We start from the raw sequence: 24,606 nt of genomic DNA on the forward strand, positions 1-24,606 counted from the left end.
GTGATGTATAATTTTTATAGAATACATTGAATTTTTTAAAATCCAGATCGCACAGGAGAGAATTCTATTATGAAAATTATTGTTGTAGGCAGTGGTATTGTAGGGGCAAGTGCGGCATATCAATTAGTAAAAAATAATCATGATGTCATTTTGATTGATAAAAAGCATCAAGGAGCGGCAACTGCTGCAGGTGCAGGAATTGTCTGTCCTTGGGTTTCTTCACATGTGCAGGACGAAGATTGGTATCAGATCGCAAGAAGAGGAGCATCATTTTATTCGCACCTTATCGATCAATTAAAGAACGATGGAGAAGATAATGTGAGCTATAAAAAAATTGGAGCCCTTTGTGTGCGTTCAGACTTACATGAGTTAGATGCAATTGAAAAAGAAGTTAAAGCTAAATATGAAAACGCACCAGAAATTGGAGACATTAAGCGCTTGTCCGCTCAAGAAGCACGTGAATTATTCCCACCTTTAAACGAACAGTTAGAGGCTGTCTTTATTTCTGGTGCAGCACGGGTTGACGGAAGGTTACTACGAGATGCGATGGTACGTGCAGCTAAAATACATGGAGCAGAAGTCCTTCAAGGGGAAGCAACCCTTGTGAAAGAACAAGACGTCATTACTGGAGTAAAGTATCAAAACCAAACAATTCAGGCTGATGTTGTAATTGCTGCAGCAGGTGCGTGGACACCACAATTATTAGATCCAGTTGGTATTGATTTGAAAGTTGATGCCCAGCGTGGACAAATTGCTCATATTACGTTACCAAATGAGGATACATCCAATTGGCCAGTCGTATTACCAAAGTCGAGTCATTATATGTTAGCATTTGATGATGCTAGAGTTGTTGCCGGTGCAACAAGAGAAACAGGCTCTGGATTTGATTATAAAACGACAGCTGGCGGAATTCATGAGGTTCTATCAAATGCTTTAGACGTGGCACCTGGTCTTTCCAGTGGTACTGTTCAGGAAATGAGAATCGGATTTCGCCCCATGAGTCCAGACGGCTTACCTTTGTTAGGAATGCTTGATAAGGTAAAAGGCATTGTAATTGCAACCGGGCTAGGTGCATCCGGCTTAACGATGGGACCTTATGTTGGATCATTAGCTGCTTCAATAGCTGAAGGAAAAGATGTTGATTTAGATTTAACAGCCTATCAGCCTGAACGAAACTAATAATGTGCAGGGAATTTAGAGTTTAATAGAAATGGCGGTAAGAATCTTTCCTTATTTTTTAAAAGAAGAATAAGAAAATTGTTACTAATAATATCCTAAGTTTATATATAGAAATATTTTTGAACAACTATTGACGTGAATCCTAATATCAGGACTTCAACCATTTGATTGCAGACTTGTAGCTTCGTCTGTCCTATTTGTACTAAAAAAGTCGATTTATGTAAGTTTTAGTTTCACATTTATGATATGATAATTATTAAAATCATCAGTAAAAAATGGAGGCGTAACCCATTAAAAAAATACTAACATATGGAACTTTCGATTTGATTCATGCTGGTCATATCAATTTACTACGCCGCGCAAAGGATCTAGGAGATTATTTAGTTGTAGGAATTTCTACAGATGAATTTAATAAAGTAAAAAATAAACAGGCTTATCATACTTTTGACAATCGGAAAATGATTTTAGAATCGATTCGTTTCGTTGATAAGGTTATTCCAGAGTATTCATGGGATCAAAAAATCGATGATGTGAAACGTTATCATATTGATATTTTTGTAATGGGAGATGACTGGAAAGGACAGTTTGATTTTTTACAGGAATATTGTGAGGTTGTATATTTCCCAAGAACTGAAGGTATCTCAACATCAGAGATTAAAAGAAATATGAATAACAACCAATAGAAATATAAGAAATAATGTATCCTTTTCAGATGTTGAACGTCTAATACATATGGAAACTATTTATCCTTCACATTGTAATTAAAATTTAATTTACGAATTGCTACTTTCATAGTAAAATAAATTGTAGTATGTTTTTGGATGAGTAGTTAATAGAATTGTTATTTAAGGAGAAAACATAATGAGTAATAATCGAATTACCCAGACTCGAATCGTTAAAAGACATAAACGAAAAATACGTAAAAAAGTTTATTTTATCTTGCTACCAATTTTAATTGCCTTTCTTAGTGTACTAGGCTATGGTACTTATTTGTATATAAAAGCGGATACCGTAATGTCAGACTCCTATGTAGAGACGGAAAGAGAAAAATCCCCATTAAGGGATGCACTTGTGGATCCAAGTATTGATAATGTTTCGGTGCTAATCATGGGTATCGACTCAAATGATCATCGGGGGAATGCTGACAGTGCAAGAACAGATGCTTTAATGCTTGCCACTTTCAATAAAGATGAAAAGAGCGTTAATCTTCTGAGTATCCCGCGTGATTCATTAGTTTACATTCCAGAAGTTGGTTATGAGGATAAAATCAATCATGCACATTATTTCGGCGGAACTACTGGTGCGATTGAAACGGTTGAAAACTTACTCGATATTCCTGTCGATTATTATGTAAAAGTTAACTTCCATGCATTTGTAGATGTTGTCGATGCTTTAGGCGGGATATCCGTAGACGTACCATACGAATTCAAAGAATCCGATTCAATGGATAAGCGTGATTCAATTCACCTCATGCCGGGTGTTCAAGACGTTGGTGGAGAAGAAGCACTTGCACTTGCAAGAACAAGAAAGCTCGATAATGACATTGAGCGTGGTAAGAGACAACAGGAAATTATGAAAGCAGTAATCAATAAAGCAACGTCACTTAATTCTATTTTAAATTATGATGATTTGTTAGAAGCTGTTGGCGATAATATGACGACAAATATGACGTTTAGCGATATGAAAACATTTATTACGTACGGTACAAAAGGAAAGAACATCGAGATTAATACTTTATCATTAGAAGGATACGATTATCAGCCTGCAAATAAATATTATTGGGCACTTGATCAACCATCTTTAGAGGAAACAAAAGCTTTATTACAGGATCATCTAGAAATTAATTCATCCGTTGTAAATAATCAAGATTCAACGATTGAAAGTACTTCAGAGTCCTATTAAAAAAGAAGCATCTAATCTAGTGTTAGTAGATTAGATGCTTCTTTTATTTCATTCTGTTAGGCTTTCGCAGTTTTGTAAGCTGACGAATCCCCCGTAGTATTGGTTGGCGATTATGAATGGTTATCCCAGCTATTTCAGAAAACAGCTGGAATCCTATTAATATACATGCCAATACAGCTAATGATGATAATAGTGTCGCACTATTAAAGATTACAGCCATGATTCCAAAGAATACGCTAAAACCATAGATGATTAGAACGGAAGCACGATGTGAATACCCTCTTTTCATCAACTGATAATGGATATGTTTATTATCTGGTTTAGCAATCCCCTGATGATTCATCGTCCTTCTTATAATAGCCAGCAATGTATCAAAGACCGGAATGGCAATAACAATTATCGGTATGATAAAACTAAAGAACGCTACATTTTTAAATAACCCAAGCATCGATACAACTGCGATCGAATACCCAAGAAACAATGCTCCTGTGTCCCCCATAAAAATCTTAGACGGATGGAAGTTGAAGAAAAGAAAACCTAAAGAGCTTCCAATCAAAATAACACATAAAGCCACTACGATAAATCTGAAATCTGTTACAGCCATTATGAGAATGCTGATTAAAGCAATTATAGAAACCCCAGCAGCCAGTCCATCTAAACCATCAATTAAGTTAATCGCATTAGAGGCTGCCAAAATCCAAAAGATCGTCAAAGCAATTCCGACATATTCATTTAAAAACACAGTTCCAGTAAATGGCAAGGTCACCTTATCAATAATTAATCCAGATGAGACAACTACTACAGCAGCTGCAATCTGACCACATAATTTATAGGCCGCTCTTATTTCAAACATGTCATCAATTATTCCTGTTATCAGCATAATAAACGCACCAAGTATAATTGCATTCATCTCTGGGCTAGCAGGCTGTAAATACCAAAAACCTGCGGCTGTACCGATAAAAATACCAAGCCCACCCATACTCGGTTTAGGACCTTTATGCATTTTACGATTATTGTCTGGCTTATCAACGATATTAAATTTAAAGGATAGTTTTATAATTAAAGGTGTTACAAGTAATGCTGTCCCGCAGGAAATTAGAAATGCTATAAGCAATTCGCTTATGTTCCACATAAGTGTGCACCTACTTAGTAGTTTGATATAGTCTTATTTATTTTAACATAAAATATAGGAAAGTATATCTTTATATATAGAATACTGCACTCATACTGCACTATTAGAAGAACATAAAAAGTCTAGCTCTTACAAAAGAGCTAGACAAATAGAGTTATAGATTATTTGTATTGTACAATATTAAATTTAAATAATGGGTTGCCTAACGTATTATACATATTTTTGAGATTCGTTACCTGCTTTGCAGCCCAACCTATATCAGTTGCATATTGCCTGCCAAATTTTCCAGTAGCTTCCATTGCTGAAGGATTCCAACGCATTTTATAAAGTGTATTTTGCTTATTTGCATTATGAATATAGTCTTCACCTATAAACTTTGCCCCACCAACAATAGCTTTGTATGGAGTATCCCAATTTTCTTCATATGCTTTCTGAGAACCACAGGTTTCAGGACAAGAATCATATGCATTAATGCCAAACATGTTATAAACCTTTTTCCCGTTAACTTCAATACCTGTCGCTAACTTGGAAGTACCGTTTCCTGTTTCAAGCAATGCATGCGACACTAAGTATAACTCGTTTACATTATGTGCTTTACTTGCATCGACAAATGCTTGGCCCAAACCTTCTAAAATACCTTTTCCTTTTAAAAATGCATTTAACTCTGCTACAGTTGCTCCAGCTGTAGATGATAAATCTAAATGTTGAAATTCATCATTATTATCTGGATTTAAATATAACTCTGTATCAGATTGGGTTGCATTTCTCCAAGTTCCGTAAGATATCTCATACCAATTCCCTGTCTTACTAATTACATTTACTTCTGTTCCTTTTGAAAGAACACCATAAACATGTGAATTACTGCCCGGCTCAGATCGAACATTTAAATTAGCAGTAGTTGTTGCAATAGTTGCGTTAGGATCCACAAGAAGAGTATGAGCATATAAAATTTGATCGTTGTATCTTATTCGATACCAATCGGTACTTCCATCATATGCATCGCCTTTTACTGTTTCCAATATTGTAACCTTTGTTCCAGGTGCAAGCGTATATTTGTGAGTTGACGCAATCAGCTTAGGTAAAGTCCGAACCTTAACATTTCCGCCTGAATATATAGCACCTGATTGGCTAATTTCAAGATAGTTACCACTTATATATGCCGGTGAACTGCGATATAGATCCGTCTGAGGCGGTGGATTTGTGATAGCCATCTGAATATTTAAAGCTTCTTGTAAGGTTAAGTTGTAGCGTGTATAGTTAATAATTGTTTTGTTTGCAATAGCCTCATTAATCTTAGCTATAGTTACTTCATCAACTATTCCGTTCACTCTAAGTCCGTTATCACTTTGAAACTTTCTAACTTGCTTATCCATATAAGAACCATAAAGCGTTGTTACGGTAATATAACCATAACCCAATTGATTAAGTTTTTCTTTTAATTCAATCGTATCATTATGACGTTTTCCTTCTTGGAATGGACTATTATATATATTATCTAATTTCTTCAATGTAGCTTTGTCTGTCTTACCAGTTGCTGATAATCCATAGTAGGTTTGGAATTGCTTTACGCGTGTTTCAGTCCAGCTTCCGAAGTAATCTGTTTCTGATATTCCATCAAAGCCTACTCTATTTAGCTTTACTTTGATTCCAACGATATCATCATGTCGATCACCAAATTGAAAAGGTGTTTCGTTCACAAGCTCATCAAGTTTCTTCAGTGTGACATTATCCATGATTCCATTGACTCTCAGACCATTATCACGTTGAAGCTTCCTTACTTGCTTGTCCATAAAGGAGCCATATAGTGTGGTTTCTGTAATATAACCATAACCAACACGGTTCAATTTTTCCTTTAAACTAACTGTATCATTATGACGTTTTCCTTTTTGGAATGGACTATTGTATACTTCATCAAGCTTCTGGATTGTTGCTTCGTCTGTCTTGCCAGTTACCGATAAGCCATAATACGCTTGGAATTGCTTTACGCGTGTTTCAGTCCAGCTTCCGAAGTAATCTGTTTCTGATATTCCATCAAAGCCTACTCTGTTCAGCTTCACTTTGATTTCAACGATGTTATTATGACGATCACCTTTTTGGAAGTGCGTCTGTCCAGCTAGATCATTAAGTTTTTTCAGCGTGATGCTGTCCATGATTCCATTCACACGTAGACCGTTATCACGTTGGAACTTTCTTACCTGCGAATCCATGTAAGAACCATAGAGTGTTGTCACACTGATATAACCATAGCCTAGTTGGTTGAGCTTTTCTTTCAAAACAACCGTGTCATTATGACGTTTTCCTTCTTGAAATGGACTATTGTATACTTCATCAAGCTTCTGGATCGTTGCTGTATCTGTCTTACCAGTTACCGATAAGCCATAATACGCTTGGAATTGCTTTACACGTGTTTCAGTCCAGCTTCCGAAGTAATCTGTTTCTGATATTCCATCAAAGCCTACTCTGTTCAGCTTCACTTTGATTTCAACGATGTTATTATGACGATCACCTTTTTGGAAGTGCGTCTGTTCAGCTAGATCATTAAGTTTTTTCAGCGTGATGCTGTCCATGATTCCATTCACACGTAGACCGTTATCACGTTGGAACTTCCTTACCTGCGAATCCATGTAAGAACCATAGAGTGTTGTCACACTGATATAACCATAGCCTAGTTGGTTGAGCTTTTCTTTCAAAACAACCGTGTCATTATGACGTTTTCCTTCTTGAAATGGACTATTGTATACTTCATCAAGCTTCTGGATCGTTGCTGTATCTGACTTACCAGTTACCGATAGGCCATAATACGCTTGGAATTGCTTTACACGTGTTTCCATCCAGCTACCGAAGTAATTTGTTTCTGAAATCCCGTCAAAACCTACTCTATTTAGCTTTATCTTGATTTTAATGATATCATCATGGCGGTCACCTTTTTGGAATGGAGCTTCCGCAACTTGAACCGAAAAAGTTTCAAGTTGAATTGATTCACTTTCTTCTACTGAATCCTCTTCTACAGATTCTTCTTCCTTTACCTCAACGGGCTCATCTGCCTCTTCTGTTGCTGGCTTCTCTTCTTCAACAGGTTCATGCTTAGACAGTTCTTCTTCCGTATCTGAGTTTCCCTCTTCTGATGTTTCTGTTTCTACAAGATCTGCTTTTTCTGGACCATTTTCTATCTCTTCATTCTCTGATGGTTCATCTACTTCAGGTAAAGATTGCTCATCCTTATCTTCAGTTTGTTTTTCCTCTTGTAATTCGTTTGATACATCAAGCTCATCGGTCTTTTCTACATTTATCTGTTCTTTAACCTCATCAGATGTTGCACCTACGTATTGTGGACTAAAGTGGAAAAAGGAAAATAATAAGACAGCTAGAATTATAAACTTCTTTGTTTTCACTTTAGTTTCACCTCCTTTTTACTATTTAGATTACTATTCTAGTATCGACATATTTCTACTATTTTTCAAGCTGATTAATGTTATTTTTCATTAATAAAAGATGAGGCTCTATCGAAATAGAATCCTCATCTTCCAAAATTGTAATTATCTTCTTTTCAGTTTAAAAGAATTTGCAATAGCATCCGCTGTTAATTTCCCTAATGATTGTCGATAACTTGAACTCTTTAACAGAGAATTCTCGTTCTTATTATCGATAAACATATACTCTAACAAAATAGAAGGCATATTGCTATTACGTAAAACGTTAAAATTAGCTGTTTTCTTTCCTCGATCATTAACTGGTAGATTTTTTGCTAAATAATTGTGTATTTCAGACTGCCTGTTTCTTGTTTCCTTACTTACATTTCCATTGTGAATAAAAGATTCAAAGCCACCAGTTTTACCGTCAAAAGCATTAGTATGAAGACTTACGAAGTAATCAGCATTCCACTTATTTGCCATATTAGCTCTTTCTGTTAGTTCAATAAACTTATCAGTAGTGCGGGAAAGCATTATTTCTACTCCAATATACTGCTTTGTCAGAATTTCTGCAGTTTTTAATGCGATGTCTAATACGATATTTTTCTCATTAAGGCCAAATCCTTGTCCTCCAGAATCATGTCCACCATGACCTGGGTCTAAGAATATCTTCACAACATTATTATTAACTGATTTATTAATTTTTGCCAAGGTCACTTCATCGGCAATTCCATTTACTCGTAGGCCATTATCTTTTTGAAATTTCCTTACCTGTTTATCCATAAAGGAACCATAAAGCGTTGTTACGCTAATATAACCATAGCCAAGTTGATTCAACTTTTCCTTTAATTCCTTTGTGTCGCTGTGACGCTTACCTTTTTGGAACGGACTATTATACACTTCATCTAATTTCTTAATTGTTGCTGAATCTGCTTTTCCTGTCGCAGGAATTCCATAATAGGACTGAAACTGTTTAACACGTGTTTCCATCCAGTTTCCATAAAGAGTAGTCTCCGAAATTCCACCGAAGCCAATTCGGTTTAACTTCTTTTTGATACCCACGATATCATTATGACGGTCACCCTTTTGGAAAGGTGTCTTGCTTATTTCCGCATTCAGTTTTTTTAGTGTAACCTCGTCCATTATTCCATTAACTCGTAATCCATGATTCTTTTGAAACTTCCTTACTTGTTTGTCCATAAAGGAACCATAAAGTGTTGTAACCGTAATATAGCCATATCCTACACGATTCAATTTCTCTTTTAAAGTGGTTATATCATTATGGCGCTTTCCTTTTTGGAAGGGACTATTATACACTTCATCTAACTTTTTTAGTGTTGCATCATCAGCTTTTCCTGTTACAGATAGACTATAATAAGATTGAAACTGTTCAATACGCGTTTCCATCCAACTTCCAAAAAAAGTAGTTTCCGAAATTCCACCAAAACCAATTCGGTTTAACTTCTTTTTAATTTCTACGATTTCATTATGGTGATCGCCCTGTTGGAATGGAGCGTTAACAACTTCTGCATTCAGTTTTTCAAGCGTAATTTCGTCCATTATGCCATTGACTCGTAATCCATAATCCTTTTGAAACTTCCTTACTTGTTTGTCCATAAAGGAACCATAAAGTGTTGTAACCGTAATATAGCCATACCCTACACGATTCAATTTCTCTTTTAAAGTGGTTATATCCTTATGACGCTTTCCTTTTTGGAAAGGGCTGTTGTATACTTCGTCTAACTTATTTAAAGTTGCATCATCAGCCTTTCCTGTTATAGGTAATCCATAATAAGATTGAAATTGTTGAACTCGCGTTTCCATCCAGCTTCCAAAAAAAGTAGTTTCTGTAATGCCGCTGAAGCCAACTTTATTCAATTTCTTTTTGATACCCACAATATCATTATGACGATCGCCCTGTTGGAATGGAGCCACTGCAGCTTGAGCCGAAAAAGTTTCTAGTTGAATTTCTTCATTTTCATCTACTAGGTCTTCCTCTATAGAATCTTCTTCCTTGCTATCAATTGCTTCTTTTCTAGACTCCTCTTCAGCCGTAGTGTGTTCAGCCGATTCCTTGTCTTCATAGAAATTCTCTTCTGTTACTTCGACCTCTGGGATAGCTTCGTTAATATTATCTTCTTCGGAATTCTCACTTTTTAGGGTATCTTTATCTAAGCCAGTTTCCTCTTCTTCATTTTCCAATGGTTCTCCTATTTCAGATGAGGACCTATCTTCAATTTCATCCGGAAAACTAACTTTCTCTTCATTTTTTTCATCTCCTGAAGTTGTAGCACTATTTAACTGATCGTTATCTATATCTGAATTTGCTTCTGCAGTATGCGGACTAAAGTGGAAAAAAACAAATAATAAGAATCCTAGAATCATAACCTTATTTATTTTCACTTTAGTTTCACCTCCTTTAATTTAGATTACTTTTCTAATATCGACAATATATTACCTTTTTTTAATACTTTTTTCCTACTTATTTTAGTTGCACCTTACTAGACTTGATAACTTCATAACAATCAACAGACCAAAAAAAGAAAGCATGAATGTCCATATAATTTTAAATATAGACGATTAATGCTCTCTTCCACTATTAATTCATAATCTTTTTCAGATTATTTATCATACAACTCTTTTTTAGTTGATGTTTTTCCCAATTCATTCAAAATATGGTTATAATAATTACTCCTTAGGTATGCAACTTCTGAAATTAAAGCTGCTGTGGCTGGTCCATCATTTACTTCAAATAAGTAAAGTTCGCCATCTTTGTCAATACCAATATCCATACCTAGAGACATAATATGTGTACCTCTTAGTTCTTCGACCTTATATGGTAATGTTACTGCAATTTTTTTTAATTTTTTATTAATCAAAGTCCATTTTTCTTCTCCAAAGTTCGTTTTCAAAAATGGCTTTGGTTCACTTATTCCTCCGCCTTGGTTAACATTTGATATTACTTTTTGTCCTATGCCAATTCTTATATAACTTCTTGCACTGTGCCACTTACCATCTTCACCTTTTTCGACATGAACCCTACAATCGAATGGATCTCCATGTAATGTTCTAGATTGAACATACTTTTGAAGTATATAACTTTTCCCCTCTATCTCTTCTTCAAAGAAAGTAGCAATCTGATTTTCATTCATTTCTCGTTCATTTGTTTTAAACCCAACGGTATAATGATTACTATTTTTGTTTAAAATATATACTCCTCTTCCGCGAATTCCTTTTAATGGTTTTAGCACAATAGAAGAATATTCATTTAGATAATGAATGATATCTTTAGATGTTTTTACATTGTGAGTAGGAATTATTAGATGCGAAAATTCCTGATCATCTTTCAACATGTCTTGTAATTGTATCTTGCTTATGACATTTGAACGGTTATCTGATAAGAAAGTTTTATCCTTTAGGTAATTCATAATTTCACGATTTTCTTTTTTAAAACAGTAAGGAACTACATCAATAAAAGAAGGAATATCAACTATCCTTTCTTCCCAACTATTATTAATATATACCTTCCCTTTTACTTTGTTCTCTTCCATTATAATATCTTTTGGCCGCAAATAAATCATTTCAATGCCATATGCTTTGCTTATTAATGATGTAATTTTTGCTAATTTTGTTGGTTTATTAAAATTTGTCATGAAGCCAACTCTCATACTATTTCTCCTTCTTGAATTAGATGTATAAAATAACTGTCTTATTTTTTTCTAGTTAGTTGAAATAATATGAAACCCTGTTTTCTGAGGGATTTCCACATTTACTTGTAAATCATTTTCTAAAACACTTTGTACTTTTGATTTTTTCGATCCTTTTTTACACACTTCAATAAATCCATTCAAGTTTTGTTCATTACCATTTAATAACTTTATTTCGATTGTGTTGTCATCAATTTGCTGTATATATCCATGTAAACCTCTTCTCAATGCCTGTCTTTTAATGTAGCTCATATAGCCAACTTTTTTCAGTTTCCCAGTAACTGTAATATGCTTTATGAACTTGCTTCTTTCTGGTGCTGTCGCAATTTTGACTTCCTCAGCTGCCCATTGTTTTAGTGGTTCTATAACACTGAGATAATCAAAATAGAAAGAAGACCGCTTCATATTTTTAGTCTCTGGGAAGTAATAATCGATAATTGCAGATGGGACGTCTCTTGCTTTACCCTCTAAAGGATACAAATGAAAACCGATTTCGGCCGTTGCATTTACTTCGAGTACTACACCTTTTCTATTATCTTTTGGATCAACAATAATATCTACACCAGCATGTGGAATAGAAGGCAAGGCTTTTAAGGTATCGACAGCGATTTGTCTAACTTCTGTTGATAATTCATCAGTAGCTTCTATAGGGTCTCCACCAGAAGAAAGATTACTCTTATCTCTTAAAAACACTTTTTCATCCTTCTTAGGTATGCTTTTTAAATCATAACCAGCACTTTTCAATAAATTACGTACTTCAAAATCGACCTTTATTGGTTTTGGAGCTAAATACGGATTCTTTTTTCTTTCATTATTTTTTATTTTTATCAACTCTTCTACTGAATGAATCCCATCCCCATCGATATTAGCCGGAACACGATTTGTTGCTCCTATTACTTTGTCACCAACTACATAGATTCGATACTCTTTTCCTGGATAATATTTCTCAATCATCAATTCTGTATCTTTTAAAGTTGAACGTAATTCTGAAAGTACATCATTTAATTCCTGGATAGTATTAATGTTTGTATAAACACCTTTCCCCATACTTCCTTTAAGTGGCTTTACTACCACAGGAAAACCAACTTGCTCTGCATATTCAACCATTTCTTTATCATTACTTAATACAGTACCTAACGGTATCGGTACTCCAGCTTCATTCAGGAGATCTTTAGTAGTCTCTTTGTTTTGGCATATTCTAACCGTTTTATTAGATACAATGTCCCCTCTAGATCTGAAAAAATAATGTTTTCTTTCTTTTGAACTTAGTGAGTAAAACTTTCCCTGCGTACTGCTATTTAGTCTATCCATTTTACATAATTCAGTTTCGTCTTTATACCACTTAAGCTCTAACCCTCTTCTCCAACCTTCTAATGCAACTAGGTATGAACATAACTTAAAACCTGAGATGTCTTTTACAACATCATGATTTAGATGTGGAAATAGTTGTACTTCGCCTTTTTTCATAACTTTCTCCTTTTAATATCAAAGTTTTAGTTATACCAATTATTCTTTATCATTGAATAATCTATAAGGAAGACCATTTTTCCTTTCAAGCACTGATGCTACTTCATTGGTAAAAGGTCTTCCTTTAATACTAACACTTAGAAACTTTACATTATCTTCAATTATTTTGATACTCTTTTTCTTCTAATTCGAACATCATCAATTTTTACAGGATAATAACCTTCTTGTAAAGTTTGTCCTGTTTGTAACGGTGTTTTTGTAGTTTCTTCATTGTTTTGGGTACCATGATTTAATATTTCAAAGCCTATTTTAACAGGTGACTTTCTTGAACGTTCCTTAACACTAGATACTATAGCTCTTTTAGATGCACCACTATTAATGGCTTTTCTAAATTTATCTACATTTTCATTGTTCCCTGAGACTATTATTGATGTTGTTCCATTTGATAAATTTTTAACATAACCATGTAATTTAAACTTCTTTGCTTGATTTCGAATCCAAGTCTCATATGCTACATTCTGTATTTTTCCTTCAACAATAAATCTTGTTGCAGTAGTATTATCGGTTGGCATTGGTGGTATTATATATTCTTCTGCATATCCATTTTGAAAAGCCTCAAAGATATGATGGAAGTCAAAATAATATAGCTGACCATCTTTATTATGGTTTGCTTTTGTTTCAGGAAAGTAAAGATCAATAATTTCTTTTGGAATATCTCTTGATACACCTTCCATCGGAAATAGATGGCTATTGATACTAGCTTGTGTGTTTATTTCAATTATTGTTGCTGTATTACTTTCTTTATCTACAATAATATCTACACCGCTATGCTTTAATCCTGGTATTGCGGCCACCGCTTGAATTGTAATATCTTTGATTTCATCTGTAAGCTCATCTGTAACATCTACGGAATCACCACCAGAAGAGATGTTTGCTTTAGACTTAAGAAAGACTCTCTCTCCTTCTTTTGGAATACTATCCAGATTATAATCCTTTTCTGCCAACATATCGTGTAATTCTTTATCTATTTTAATTGCTCTACGGAAAAGTGCTGGGTTCTTATCTCTTTCAGAATTGTTTAGTTTGATCAATTGCTGTATTGTGCTTTTTCCGTCACCTACCACATTAGCTGGGGTTCTAATTATTGCACCTACTACCTTATCGCCAACAACATAGACACGGTGATCTACTCCTTTAAAAAATTTCTCAACAATAATTTCAGAGTAGTCTAAATCATATCTAACATAAGATAACGCATTTTTAAATTCGGTTTCATCCTTTATATTAGCGATAACTCCTGCTCCACCTGTTCCATCGCTTGGCTTTATAACAAGTGGGTAGTCAAGTGTCTTTGCATAAGATATTATTTCTTCATCCAGTACTTCTTTTTTAAAAATTCGTCCTTCAGGTGTGGGTACTCCTGCCTTTAGCAAATACTCTTTAGTCGTATGCTTATCCCTACAAATCTTCATTGTTGACACTGAAGTTAAATCTCCACGCGAAACTACAAAACGATGTTCTCGGTCTTTAGATGCCAATGAATAACGGATCTCAGATTTTCTTCTGTTTTCATTGATGAACTTGAGCTTTAGCCCTCTTCTCCATCCTTCCAACGCAATGCTATACATACTAACTGTATAGCCCCTTGCTTCTTCAGGAATTGAGGTTTCTAAGTGTGATAACCAATTCTTTATTTTCATCGGATTTAAAACCCTTCCTTCTTTGAGAATTTTTCTAATAACATAATTACACCTGTAACTTAAGAGATGTCCAAATTAGGAATATAATGTTGCATATGATTTCTCATCCGATCATAGACTTGTTGCGAGTCAAACTCTCCAACATCGGTTTTAATTGTTTTTTGTCTATCAACAATGTCTTTTAATAAATGAAGCTTATAGTCTTTTTTATCTCCACTATCTACATAAGTAAGAGTGTATTTAGGATTGCTGATTTTCGTCATTTTACTATTCTCTGGTTTCTCAACATCAACTGTCATATATGCTCCAATCTGCCTGTAAATTCCTTTTTGACCGGAGAAGAAATTACCTAAAGAATACGCAACAAAGGTTTCTTCACCTTTAGAGTTTACAATATAAGCAGGAGGTTGTAGCACATGTGGATGATGACCTATAATTATATCAGCACCTGTGTCAGATAAACTACTTGATGTCTCTACTTGAAAAGATGTTGGAAGCATTGCATATTCTTTACCAAAATGCATCGACAGTACAACAATATCTGCAAGACCTTGACCTTTGATTTTATTTATAATTCTTCGGATCCACTTAACTCCATAATCAGCAAAACTTCCTGCTAGATATTCCTTATCTTTAGGTCTCTTTACAGTTCCCATTGATTTTGTATATGCAAGGAAACATATTTTCAAGCCATTTCTGTGGAAAATTCGCAGTGTATTTCTATCATCATTGGATTTATAAGCGCCTACGTATGGCATCCCAATTTTTTCCCAATTTTCAATTGCTTTTAGAATACCTTCTTCTCCTTTATCCATCACGTGATTATTAGCCATATTTGCAATATCAACATTAAGATCTTTTAATGTATAGCCTATTTCAATAGGGCTATTAAAATGTGGGAAACTAGAAATTCCCAGTTCTGCTCCACCAATAATTGACTCTTGATTCGCTATAATTAAATGATCTTTTTTAAATAGTGGTTTAGCTGCTGCAAGCATTTCTGTAAAATTATAACTACCATCTTCCAATTTCGCTTTATTATATACCCGATCATGAAGTAAAATATCACCAGTTGCTCCAATTGTTACTTTTCTTGTATTATTTCCCATAATTACCTCCCCTTTATTGCCTTTTTAATTTCTTCTAAAACTCTTCACTAAAGTATATTTAACAAATTTGCTTAAGTATTGGATTTTAAACAGGCAAAATCATATTTACAGACATTTAGAAGTTTAGAAATAGCTACTTTTGCTTAATAGCTTCTTTAATTTTCCTAATTGGTTCAGTATATTTCCATGATGTACTACTCAAAATATGTTGATTATCCTTCTCAATTCTATCCTTTTGCTTCTTCAGTCTCTGCAAATCCTTATCCATCTTCCTTAAAGCATACTGGACAGATTTAATATTTGATGTGTTATATTGCTCTGATATTTCAAACCCAACCGTTACTGGATCTTCATAGCTCTCTTCATTAATTTTTAATACGTTAGAGCCTTGAGGATACTGTTCAATAATTTTTTTAAATCCGCTAACCGTTTCTTTATCTGTTCCAGCAACTACAATCTCAATTTCATCAAACACTTTGCTCTTTACATAGCCATGTAAACTATGGTCAAGTGCTTGCTGTTTCAACCAATTATGGAAATTATATCGTTGTACATCCCCATAGACCGTATATTTCCTAGAATAAAGTCTGCCTATCGGTGCAGGAGCTACCTCTACTTCAAGTGCTGCTCTATTTTCCAAAGGCTCCAAAACAGTTATTAAATCAAAATAAATCTTTGACTTATCTGTATTTGTTCCCTTTGTTTCAGGAAAATAGTAATCAATTATTGCTCCAGGAATATTTCTTGATTTCCCTTCAATTGGAAACAGTGCACCACCTATTTGTGCTGTTGGGTTCAACTCGATTACAACTACAGATTCAGCAACGTCTTCACCTTCATTTACAATGATATCGACACCAGCATGTGGAAAGCCAGGAATAGCTTTTAACGCATCAATTGCGACTTGCTTATACTCTTCTGACAATGTATCCGTTACATCAACCGGATCTCCACCAGATGATACATTTGTTTTTTCCCTCAAATAGATTATTTCACCTTTTTCTGGGATACTTTCCAGTGTGTAGCCGGCATCCATAATAAAATCTAGAATCTCATTATCGATATGAATTAAACAGCTATTTAGTCGCGCATTTTGCTTTCTCACCTTATTTTTCAGATCAATTAACTCTTCAATGGTGTGCTCCCCATCACCAGTAATATTTGCAGGAACTCGATTATATGCTGCTATTACCTTATCTCCTACAACGTAAACACGGTATTCTTTACCTACTACATACTGTTCAACAATTACTTCATCATAATCTAATTCATGACGAACATAATGAATTGCTTTTATTAACTGCTCTTCATCTCGGATATTTGTTACCACACCATTACCTAAACTTGCATTTGTTGGTTTTAATACAAGCGGGTAACCTAACTCATTACTGTATGCAATGATTTCTTCGTTCGTTGCGTCTGGTGCAAAGCCTTTTCCTTTTGGAACAGGAACACCTGCTTTTTCAAGATAAATCTTCGTGTCATCTTTTTCAGACCCTATTTCAACTGCTTCATTAGTAACAAGATCTCCTCGTGTTCTAAAAAAGTAATGTGTCTTTTTATCTGAGCTTAATGAAAACAATCTACCTGGAGGGTTAACCCCAAAAATAATCATATCTTTGAAATGATCCGAGTCCTTTGTATACCATTTGAGCTTCAAACCTCTTCGCCAGCCTTCCAGGGCAACTGCAAAAGCATCTAATCGAGTTTTTCGAGCATTTCTCACAATATCATTTGTAAGCTGTGGCAAACTAATTCCCAGCTGCTTCTCTTTCATTTCCATTTCCTCCTATGTAGCACCCTGTTAGTTTTTTAATTTTTTTGTGATTGATCCTACTAATCGAATTGGCATCGTTGCTTTCCAGGATAAACTACTATAGTACTTTCTGCGTTTCAATTCTGCTTTTTTTAGTTCACGTTCTGTAGCTTCAAGCTCTTGCTTATACATCTTTAGATCTTCAATTTGCGTTTTTAAATCTGTTTTAATTTCAAAGCCGACTTTAATCGGTTCGTAATAGTCATCTACCTGTATTTCAAAGACTTGCCCGCGTTCTTCGTCTTCCCAAAATCCATTTTTAAAATCATCTACCATTTCTGGATCAGTGCCACCCACGACAACCTCAATATCGCCTTCTTCAAGTGTCATGATATAACCGTGCAGAAAACGTTCAAAGGCTTGTTTTCGCAGCCCACGATGGTACCCAATATCGAGTACATCTCCACTTACTATATACTTTTTGGTATATAGTTTTTCTTGGGGACATGGAGTTACCGTAGTAACAAATGCATCTCTTGATTGCAACGGATCAAGCACATCATGGAAATCAAAAAATGTATTTACTTCAGCAGTATTTATTCCTTTAGTTTCTGGAAAATAATAATCAATGATTGCTTTTGGAATGTCTCTTGATTTACCTTGAATTGGATAGAGCAAACCACCTAGTTGCGCAGTTGGATTTAGCTCAATAATATAGACATTTGAATTATCCTGATGTACAATCAGATCAACCGCACCATGTTCAAGACCCGGAACAGCATGCAATGCCTTGACTGCCGCCTCTTTTACATATTCAGGCATCTCATCCAATGCATCGATTGGATCCCCACCTAACGAAATATTCGTTTTATCACTAAGCACAACATGTAATCCTTTTTCCGGAATTGTATCGAGTGTGTATCCTTTTCGCCCGATAAAATCTTCCACTTCTTCATTCACAAGAATTGGACAACTTACTAATCGAGGGTTAAGTCCTCTTTCCTCATTTTTAATTTCAATTAATGCTTTAATAGAATTTATTCCATCAGCCGTAATATTTGGTGGAATCCGGTTCATCGCTCCAACAACCTCATCACCAACAACATACATGCGGTACTCTTTACCTGGTATGTATTGTTCCACAATTACGTCTTGGTAACCAAGATTTCCACGTACATATTCCAATGAGTGCTCAAATTCACCACTGCTAGTAATATTAGAGATAACACCTCTGCCGAAGCTGCCATCAGTAGGTTTTATTACAACTGGAAAACCTAGATGGGATGCGTAATCTACTATTTCCTCATTTGAAGCTTCTTCTGTAAACTGCTTGCCTTCTGGCACAGATACCCCATTTTTGAGTAAGGCTTGCTTCGTCTTTTCTTTATCTCGTCCAATATCTACAGCTTCATTGGTTACTTTGTCACCTCGTGTGCGAAAGAAGTAATGTGTTCTATCTTTCGAACTTAAAGAAAATAATTGCCCAGGTTTATCTACAAACCATGTTTTCATCTCTTTAAATTTTTCAGAGTCTTTTACATGCCATCTAAGTGTTAGACCTCTTCTCCATCCTTCGAGCGCAACAACATATGCATCTAATAAGTTCCCATGTGCATCTGAAACAATTTCATTGGAAAGGTGTGACAACCATTCTGCACGATTCTCTTCCATCTGATTTCCTCCTACATTCCACCATTTCAATCTTGTAAATAAACATTCGTTTTTAAATTCGTATAATGAATAAATTCCTTGCCATTTATCAAATCATTGGTTAATCGACCTTGTGCCTCTATAAAATAATCTCCTAGCCATTTATCTGTCGGAATATCAAACTCATCGTAATTGCCTGGTTTTGGTGTGAATTCTCCAAACACCAATCCCTCATCAGACCTTAGAAAATCGATTCTTATAAAAGGAGAAGGTATTTCAGCACTAATCGCTGTGGCCATCTCAATTTCAGCATTTGTTACGCCTTGGCCTTTAAATAAGCTTTCATCATATTTTCCAGTTCCAATTCGTTCACCTGATGCTGTCCACCAGCAATGCTTTATTTCCGGGTAGCGTACAATTTCTAAGATGAGCGCTACTTTTCCATAAAAACAATAAAACTTAATATCGCGGGCAGGTATTTTTTTATCTTTGTCTTCAAGTATTAGTTCCTCGAAGAACCATTCATTATTGCTAACTCGACCGGATTCTATGTCTCTCTCCATATTTTTCCTTAAAACTTGCCAATTAGCAATTGTCTTTGATTGTTTGATATCTATTATATCATTATTATTATAAACGAGATATACACCGCGAGCACCTGCTCCATCATTAGGTTTGATTGCTATCCCATTCTTTTCAGGTATTTCTTCTAATGTGTACGTGCGCTCCGAAATCTCTGGTGTTCTTATATTTAATCGATTCATAAATCGGTATGCAACCTTTTTATCATCCAGCAGCATTTCTGGTAATGTTCCCAGCAGCTGATGCTCCCGCATGCGCATATTTAGACTGGCACGGTAAGAGGAAGCCGGTTTTAATGAAATCTCTTCCTCTGAAAGCCCTGACCTGATCATGAACTCTGGAATATCTTCTACTTTTAGCCCGGACAGGAGCTTTGGATAAACAAGCTGTTTATATGCCTTCTTCTCATGCATAAATAAACGAGCGGCTGCCTTTAATAGATGATTGTAATTTTCATCATACGATTGCTTTCGCTCCATGACATCTTCCATGAACGCTATTAATGTGCCTTCGTTCTTCTTTTCCTTTGCCATTCTCCATAAATGATTATAATCTAGCTTCTCAGATTCTAATTTAAGCGTGTTTATTATTTCCTTTGCAGCATATAATTCATGACGAATAGATTCAACCTCGTTTTCTAAATCCATTATTTGTGGATCTTGGCTTGCATGCAATACGTTACGAATCGAAGCTGTTTGTTTCCATGTCTTGCTTTTTTTTATTTGCTGTATCTGTTTTTCACTATTTTTAATATCAGCTTCTGCCTTTTTAATCGCTGCTTCTGTTTTAATCAATCGTTTGATTAATTCCTCATTTTTATGTTGTCTTTCTATCGAAACAGCGTTTTTTTCCATATCAAGCTGATTATCATTACCTTCGTTCATCCAATCATCCACCTTTGCCTTATTCCAGTTTAAATGGATTCTCATCCACCAACCAATTTTCTATAAAGGATGCAAATGACATTTGATTCCATGATTTTTCACTCATCCAGTTTTCAGTGGATAATGGAATCGATTTTAATTCTTTACGATGGTTTTCCAACAAGTTATCGCGGACTTCCTCACTAATTGGGTACCACTTTGCTTTTGTGTGCGTATATTCTTCGATATGCCTGGAGCACCTTCGAAGATTGTAACTTTTATCCCCCCTATTTCCAGGAGGCTGGTTAATAATAATTCGAACAACTTTTGCATCTAGATTCGGTACATATCGTTGCTTTTCCTCAAAGATAGCGGGATTGTTCACAATTAAAATGTCACAAGAAATCCGTTCTCCATATACGAGCATTTGTACAGAATCGCCATCAAGCAGTTCTCTGATAGAATGATTTATTTCTTTTGGCATTTTCAAATCATATTCCCCCATTTGAATCAGCCCTGTTCGCATACCCATTTCTTGTAATGCCTTTATTTGTAGAACGATATATTGATCTGGCTTTGATCGTAAGTCCGAGATGAAGACGATATCGAAATGTCGCTTTCCGAGTTGTTTTTCTTCCCTCTCTGGCCACATCGGCTCTGGCACGGGATACCGTCTTATTTCGGGTTGGATAGGCATGTAGAATGTGTCTGTTTGATTATGGTAAAACCGATAACTTTCAGCATACTCTTTGCGTGCCCCCATTAAAAATCCATTGTACCCAAAAGCAGAGCTTGCAGTTAGTGAACCAGATGATTGCATTGGAAATGATAATGGTCCTGTTTTTAAATCCACTACAGCTTCTTTACCGAAGACAGCAATTAAACGATTTTTAAATTCACTGTCTGCCGCGAATCGGACTCTATCCCAGTAACCAACCTTTTCAAGCACAGGTTCCCTCCTAAACATAATCGATGACATGTTTGAGAAAATATATCTCCCTGGCATACCTCTTCGATAGGGCTTAAGTTCTTCTGTCAGTCTTGCATGCTCAGAGGTGTTTGCAATGATATCTTTCTGTTCCATTAAGTGATTCATTTGTCTTTCAATCTTTTCTGGATGCGACCAATCATCTGCATCATTAATCGTTACAAATTCGCCTGTTGCCTGTTGTAAAGCAATGTTGCGAGCTATATAGGGCCCGCTATTCTTTGGTGTAGTGAGCTGTTTTACTCTTTCGTCCATTGTGGCATATTCCGCAATCACTTTTGCTGTATCATCTGTACTGCAATCATCTACAACCAATATTTCAAGGTTGTCCCACGTTTGGGCCAGCATGGATTCAACCGCTACACGAATTCCCGATTCAGAATTATAAGCAGGAATGATAATCGACACTTTCGGCCCATCTGCTGCATGCTTCCTTTGAATCGGGTTGGTTCTTAATCTATAATAAGCACCCGTGCCAGCATCAGGTGACAATGTTATCTCCTGTAATTCGTATAGACCTAAGCACTTATTGATCCACTCAACTCTACCTTCAATCGTTCTTTCTAAATTCGCTGCGGCTACATACAAATCTGCATGTTTATCTGAAACGAGCAGATTTGTAATAAGTCTCATTCCCTTTTCTTGTTCACCTAGGAGTTCATAGCTCTCTGCCTTTAGTATCGCCGCTTTTCTGAGAGTCTCTTGGTTATTCTCTTTATCCATTGAAATAGCAATATATTTAAGAGCCATGCTTGCACTATCTTTCGTAAGCTTATTCGCATACCATAAGGCTAGCTCCCAAGCGATTGCTTTTTTCAAATAATTATTATCGGTAGTTATGAGCAATTGTTGTAAATCGGCTAAAGCTTTTTCAATAAACCCTAAATCGTATAGATGCTTTTTGTATTTTTTCAGTTGATTTTCGGCATGTTTTCTTTTATATGCTTTGCTGTAGACCTGCTTGATATTCCTTCTGCCTAATGCATAGGCTGGAATCGATCTAATAAGGGATTTCCCTTCGCGTTTATACTTTGCCAGTTTTTTTATCAGGTGCTGTGCCTGCATAAATTCGCGCTTATATTCCATTAAACTCTGCTGCTTTGCTTTCTTTTTGGCTAATTTTTTTTCTAAGTCTGCTTCTAATTCAGCCAATTGATCAGCAAATGCCGTATTCTGTTCTTCGGGCTTATTCATTTCAGTTTGTTTTTTCATCATATACCCAGCTCTTCTCCCATACATGTTCACTGAAGTTGATTTCACCTGACGCTTCTGTATGATGTTCTATCAAGGCATTCTTGATTTCAAGTGTTTCGGGATACCAGGTTCCCGATTGGTCAAAGTATTGCTTTAAGTGTTTTAAACAATTAGAAATATGATAGCCTTCATGGCTTGGTAATTCGTTCACAATAACATCTAATGACTTTGCAAAAACAGTTGGTACGTACCTTTGATATGCTTCTAAAACAATCGGATTCAAAATAATTAGCTTATCTGTTTGTATTTGTTCACCATATACAAGCATTTGTAATCTATCTTCATCAAGCATATTGCGAATGGAATCATTTATTGTTTTAGATGGAGCAACATTGTATTGATTGATTTGCACGAGACCAATTCGTCCGTCATTTCTCGCATAAATTTCCTTAATGTAGCTGATTTGCTCCTCATTAATTATTCGAAAATCCGTCGCAATTACAAGATGAAAGAAGCGTTTGCCGTCCGTTTTTCCCTCTCGTTTCGGCCACATTGGCTCTGGAACTGGAAAAACTCTAGTTGTCATTGGAAAAGGATAACACAGTGTCTCTGCTGTATGATGGTAATACTCCAAAGCTTCTACATATTCTTTTCTTACACCCATGAAAAAGCCGTTATATCCAAATGCAGAGCTCCCTGTAAGCGATGTAACGGACTGTCTTGGTAATGATAGTGGACCTGTTTTCAAATCAACATAGCTATTTTTTCCAAATACTTTAATCAGTCTTCGCTTAAATTCACCATCTGCCGCGAATCGTACACTGTCCCAGTAGCCAACTTTTTCAAGAACTTGCTTGCGTCTGAACATAATAGAAGACATATTTGGGAAAATATACTTGCCTGGTGTACCTCGACGATATAATTTCAGCTCTTCTTCCGTTAACCTTGAATGCTCAGATGTATTTGCAATGATATGCTCATGGTCAAGCAAATGTTTTACCTGTATCTCTATTTTTTCCGCATGTGACCAATCATCTGCATCATTAATGGTGACAAAATCTCCAGTTGCATGGTCTAACGCAATATTTCGAGCAACATATGGTCCACTGTTTACCGGGGTTGAAAGGGCCTTTACGCGTGAATCCTTTTCTGCATATTCAGCGATAACTTTCGCTGTATTGTCTGGACTGCAGTCGTCAACAGCTAGAAGCTCAATATTTTGCCATGTTTGCGAAAGTATCGATTCAATAGCAACCCGTATACCTTCCTCAGCCTTAAATGCTGGCAGAATGACAGACACCTTTGGCCCATCCTCAATTTTCCGATCCAAAGCTATGGTTTGCAGGTCATCATATACTGGTGAGCGATCTGTTTGTGTAAATCCAATCGGTTGTAACTTATATAACTCCATTACTTTGTTGACCCATTCCATCCGTTTATCAAGAGCGTCTTCTAAATTAGCAGCTGCAAGATAAAGGTCTGCATGTCTCTGAGCAGAAAGCATGCCGTTAATAACTTCTTTGCCTTTTTCTATTTCATTGCACATTTCATGACATTCAGCTTGGACAATAGCAATTCGCCGTAATTGGTCCGCATCATTCTCGCCACTTTTAGCTGCTGCAATATATTCTAGTGCTTTTCCAGCACCTTCTTTTGTATATTGATTTGCGTGCCACAATGTTAGCTCCCAAGCGGCTAGGCGTTTTAGCTGTGGATCTTTTATGTTGGTATAATAATCTTCTAATGCGCCAAGCGCTTTTTCTGTAAACCCTAGATTGTACAGATGATACTTAATTTGTTTGAGCTTTTGTCTCTCGGCCTGTTTTCTTCCAGTTATTATTCGTTTTATTTGCTTCTTCTGCTCTTCTGTAAAAATGTCCGTCAGAGCCTTTCGCTGCTTTTCATTTAAAACGGTATATACAACCCAGTCAACAGGGGCTAAGACTACCTTTTTCATTACACGAATC

15 protein-coding genes are annotated in these 24,606 nt (G+C 35.7%); 3 read left to right on the forward strand and 12 right to left on the reverse strand.

Annotated elements, in window-relative coordinates:
* Positions 1–66 precede the first annotated feature (66 nt).
* The 3 genes from MHH64_RS20865 to MHH64_RS20875 all read left to right on the forward strand — a co-directional run bounded on the left by MHH64_RS20865 (position 67) and on the right by MHH64_RS20875 (position 3,081).
* Complete coding sequence (locus MHH64_RS20865; RefSeq protein ID WP_340003298.1) at positions 67–1,179, forward strand: FAD-dependent oxidoreductase; 1,113 nt, start codon at positions 67–69, stop codon at positions 1,177–1,179.
* Between the two features lie 290 nt (positions 1,180–1,469).
* Complete coding sequence (tagD, locus tag MHH64_RS20870) at positions 1,470–1,862, forward strand: glycerol-3-phosphate cytidylyltransferase (RefSeq protein ID WP_095307956.1); 393 nt, start codon at positions 1,470–1,472, stop codon at positions 1,860–1,862.
* A 178-nt stretch (positions 1,863–2,040) separates the two neighbouring features.
* Positions 2,041–3,081 (forward strand): LCP family protein, encoded by a 1,041-nt coding sequence (locus MHH64_RS20875; protein ID WP_340002394.1) that lies wholly within the window; start codon positions 2,041–2,043, stop codon positions 3,079–3,081.
* Between the two features lie 43 nt (positions 3,082–3,124).
* Here MHH64_RS20875 and MHH64_RS20880 read toward each other — a convergent pair whose 3' ends face one another.
* The 12 genes from MHH64_RS20880 to MHH64_RS20935 form a co-directional block, all read right to left on the reverse strand.
* On the reverse strand, positions 3,125–4,213 hold the full coding sequence (locus MHH64_RS20880; protein ID WP_095307952.1) for an MraY family glycosyltransferase: 1,089 nt from the start codon (positions 4,211–4,213) through the stop codon (positions 3,125–3,127).
* Positions 4,214–4,374: 161 nt separating this feature from the next.
* A complete protein-coding gene (locus MHH64_RS20885) occupies positions 4,375–7,605 on the reverse strand; it encodes a peptidoglycan-binding protein (RefSeq protein WP_340002395.1) in 3,231 nt (1,076 codons plus the stop codon).
* 144 nt (positions 7,606–7,749) lie between these two features.
* Positions 7,750–10,026 (reverse strand): peptidoglycan-binding protein, encoded by a 2,277-nt coding sequence (locus MHH64_RS20890; RefSeq protein WP_251661595.1) that lies wholly within the window; start codon positions 10,024–10,026, stop codon positions 7,750–7,752.
* Between the two features lie 218 nt (positions 10,027–10,244).
* Complete coding sequence (locus MHH64_RS20895) at positions 10,245–11,291, reverse strand: YheC/YheD family protein (protein ID WP_251661596.1); 1,047 nt, start codon at positions 11,289–11,291, stop codon at positions 10,245–10,247.
* Positions 11,292–11,342: 51 nt separating this feature from the next.
* The gene (locus MHH64_RS20900) at positions 11,343–12,797 is read right to left on the reverse strand and encodes an acylphosphatase (protein ID WP_251661598.1); all 1,455 of its coding nucleotides are present in this window, start codon (positions 12,795–12,797) and stop codon (positions 11,343–11,345) included.
* A gap of 161 nt (positions 12,798–12,958) precedes the next feature.
* Positions 12,959–14,497, reverse strand: coding sequence for an acylphosphatase (locus tag MHH64_RS20905; RefSeq protein WP_251661600.1), 1,539 nt, complete (start codon positions 14,495–14,497; stop codon positions 12,959–12,961).
* A 59-nt stretch (positions 14,498–14,556) separates the two neighbouring features.
* On the reverse strand, positions 14,557–15,606 hold the full coding sequence (locus MHH64_RS20910; protein WP_251661602.1) for a CapA family protein: 1,050 nt from the start codon (positions 15,604–15,606) through the stop codon (positions 14,557–14,559).
* A gap of 133 nt (positions 15,607–15,739) precedes the next feature.
* Positions 15,740–17,383, reverse strand: a complete 1,644-nt coding sequence (locus tag MHH64_RS20915; protein ID WP_251661604.1) for an acylphosphatase — start codon at positions 17,381–17,383, stop codon at positions 15,740–15,742.
* 27 nt (positions 17,384–17,410) lie between these two features.
* Entirely contained in the window at positions 17,411–19,033 is a 1,623-nt protein-coding gene (locus tag MHH64_RS20920; RefSeq protein ID WP_340002396.1) for an acylphosphatase, read from the reverse strand.
* 26 nt (positions 19,034–19,059) lie between these two features.
* Positions 19,060–20,478: an ATP-grasp fold amidoligase family protein gene (locus tag MHH64_RS20925; protein ID WP_340002397.1), complete on the reverse strand. Its 1,419-nt coding sequence runs from the start codon at positions 20,476–20,478 to the stop codon at positions 19,060–19,062.
* Between the two features lie 19 nt (positions 20,479–20,497).
* Positions 20,498–22,660, reverse strand: coding sequence for a glycosyltransferase family A protein (locus MHH64_RS20930; protein WP_340002398.1), 2,163 nt, complete (start codon positions 22,658–22,660; stop codon positions 20,498–20,500).
* The gene (locus MHH64_RS20935) at positions 22,641–24,596 is read right to left on the reverse strand and encodes a glycosyltransferase family 2 protein (protein WP_340002399.1); all 1,956 of its coding nucleotides are present in this window, start codon (positions 24,594–24,596) and stop codon (positions 22,641–22,643) included. Before MHH64_RS20935 ends, MHH64_RS20930 begins: the two co-directional genes overlap by 20 nt.
* Positions 24,597–24,606: the final 10 nt, after the last annotated feature.

This window comes from Oceanobacillus sp. FSL K6-0127, assembly GCF_037983385.1.
GTDB classification, from domain to species: domain Bacteria; phylum Bacillota; class Bacilli; order Bacillales; family Amphibacillaceae; genus Oceanobacillus; species Oceanobacillus profundus.

What these genes read in the sequence shown, in the direction of transcription:
- MHH64_RS20925 (WP_340002397.1), bottom strand. Translation starts at nt 20,478, where the DNA reads ATGAACGAAGGTAATGATAATCAGCTTGATATGGAAAAAAACGCTGTT.
- MHH64_RS20920 (WP_340002396.1), bottom strand. Translation starts at nt 19,033, where the DNA reads ATGGAAGAGAATCGTGCAGAATGGTTGTCACACCTTTCCAATGAAATT.
- MHH64_RS20915 (WP_251661604.1), bottom strand. Translation starts at nt 17,383, where the DNA reads ATGAAAGAGAAGCAGCTGGGAATTAGTTTGCCACAGCTTACAAATGAT.
- MHH64_RS20875 (WP_340002394.1), top strand. Translation starts at nt 2,041, where the DNA reads ATGAGTAATAATCGAATTACCCAGACTCGAATCGTTAAAAGACATAAA.
- MHH64_RS20905 (WP_251661600.1), bottom strand. Translation starts at nt 14,497, where the DNA reads ATGAAAATAAAGAATTGGTTATCACACTTAGAAACCTCAATTCCTGAA.
- MHH64_RS20935 (WP_340002399.1), bottom strand. Translation starts at nt 24,596, where the DNA reads ATGAAAAAGGTAGTCTTAGCCCCTGTTGACTGGGTTGTATATACCGTT.
- MHH64_RS20895 (WP_251661596.1), bottom strand. Translation starts at nt 11,291, where the DNA reads ATGAGAGTTGGCTTCATGACAAATTTTAATAAACCAACAAAATTAGCA.
- MHH64_RS20900 (WP_251661598.1), bottom strand. Translation starts at nt 12,797, where the DNA reads ATGAAAAAAGGCGAAGTACAACTATTTCCACATCTAAATCATGATGTT.
- MHH64_RS20880 (WP_095307952.1), bottom strand. Translation starts at nt 4,213, where the DNA reads ATGTGGAACATAAGCGAATTGCTTATAGCATTTCTAATTTCCTGCGGG.
- MHH64_RS20930 (WP_340002398.1), bottom strand. Translation starts at nt 22,660, where the DNA reads ATGATGAAAAAACAAACTGAAATGAATAAGCCCGAAGAACAGAATACG.
- MHH64_RS20910 (WP_251661602.1), bottom strand. Translation starts at nt 15,606, where the DNA reads ATGGGAAATAATACAAGAAAAGTAACAATTGGAGCAACTGGTGATATT.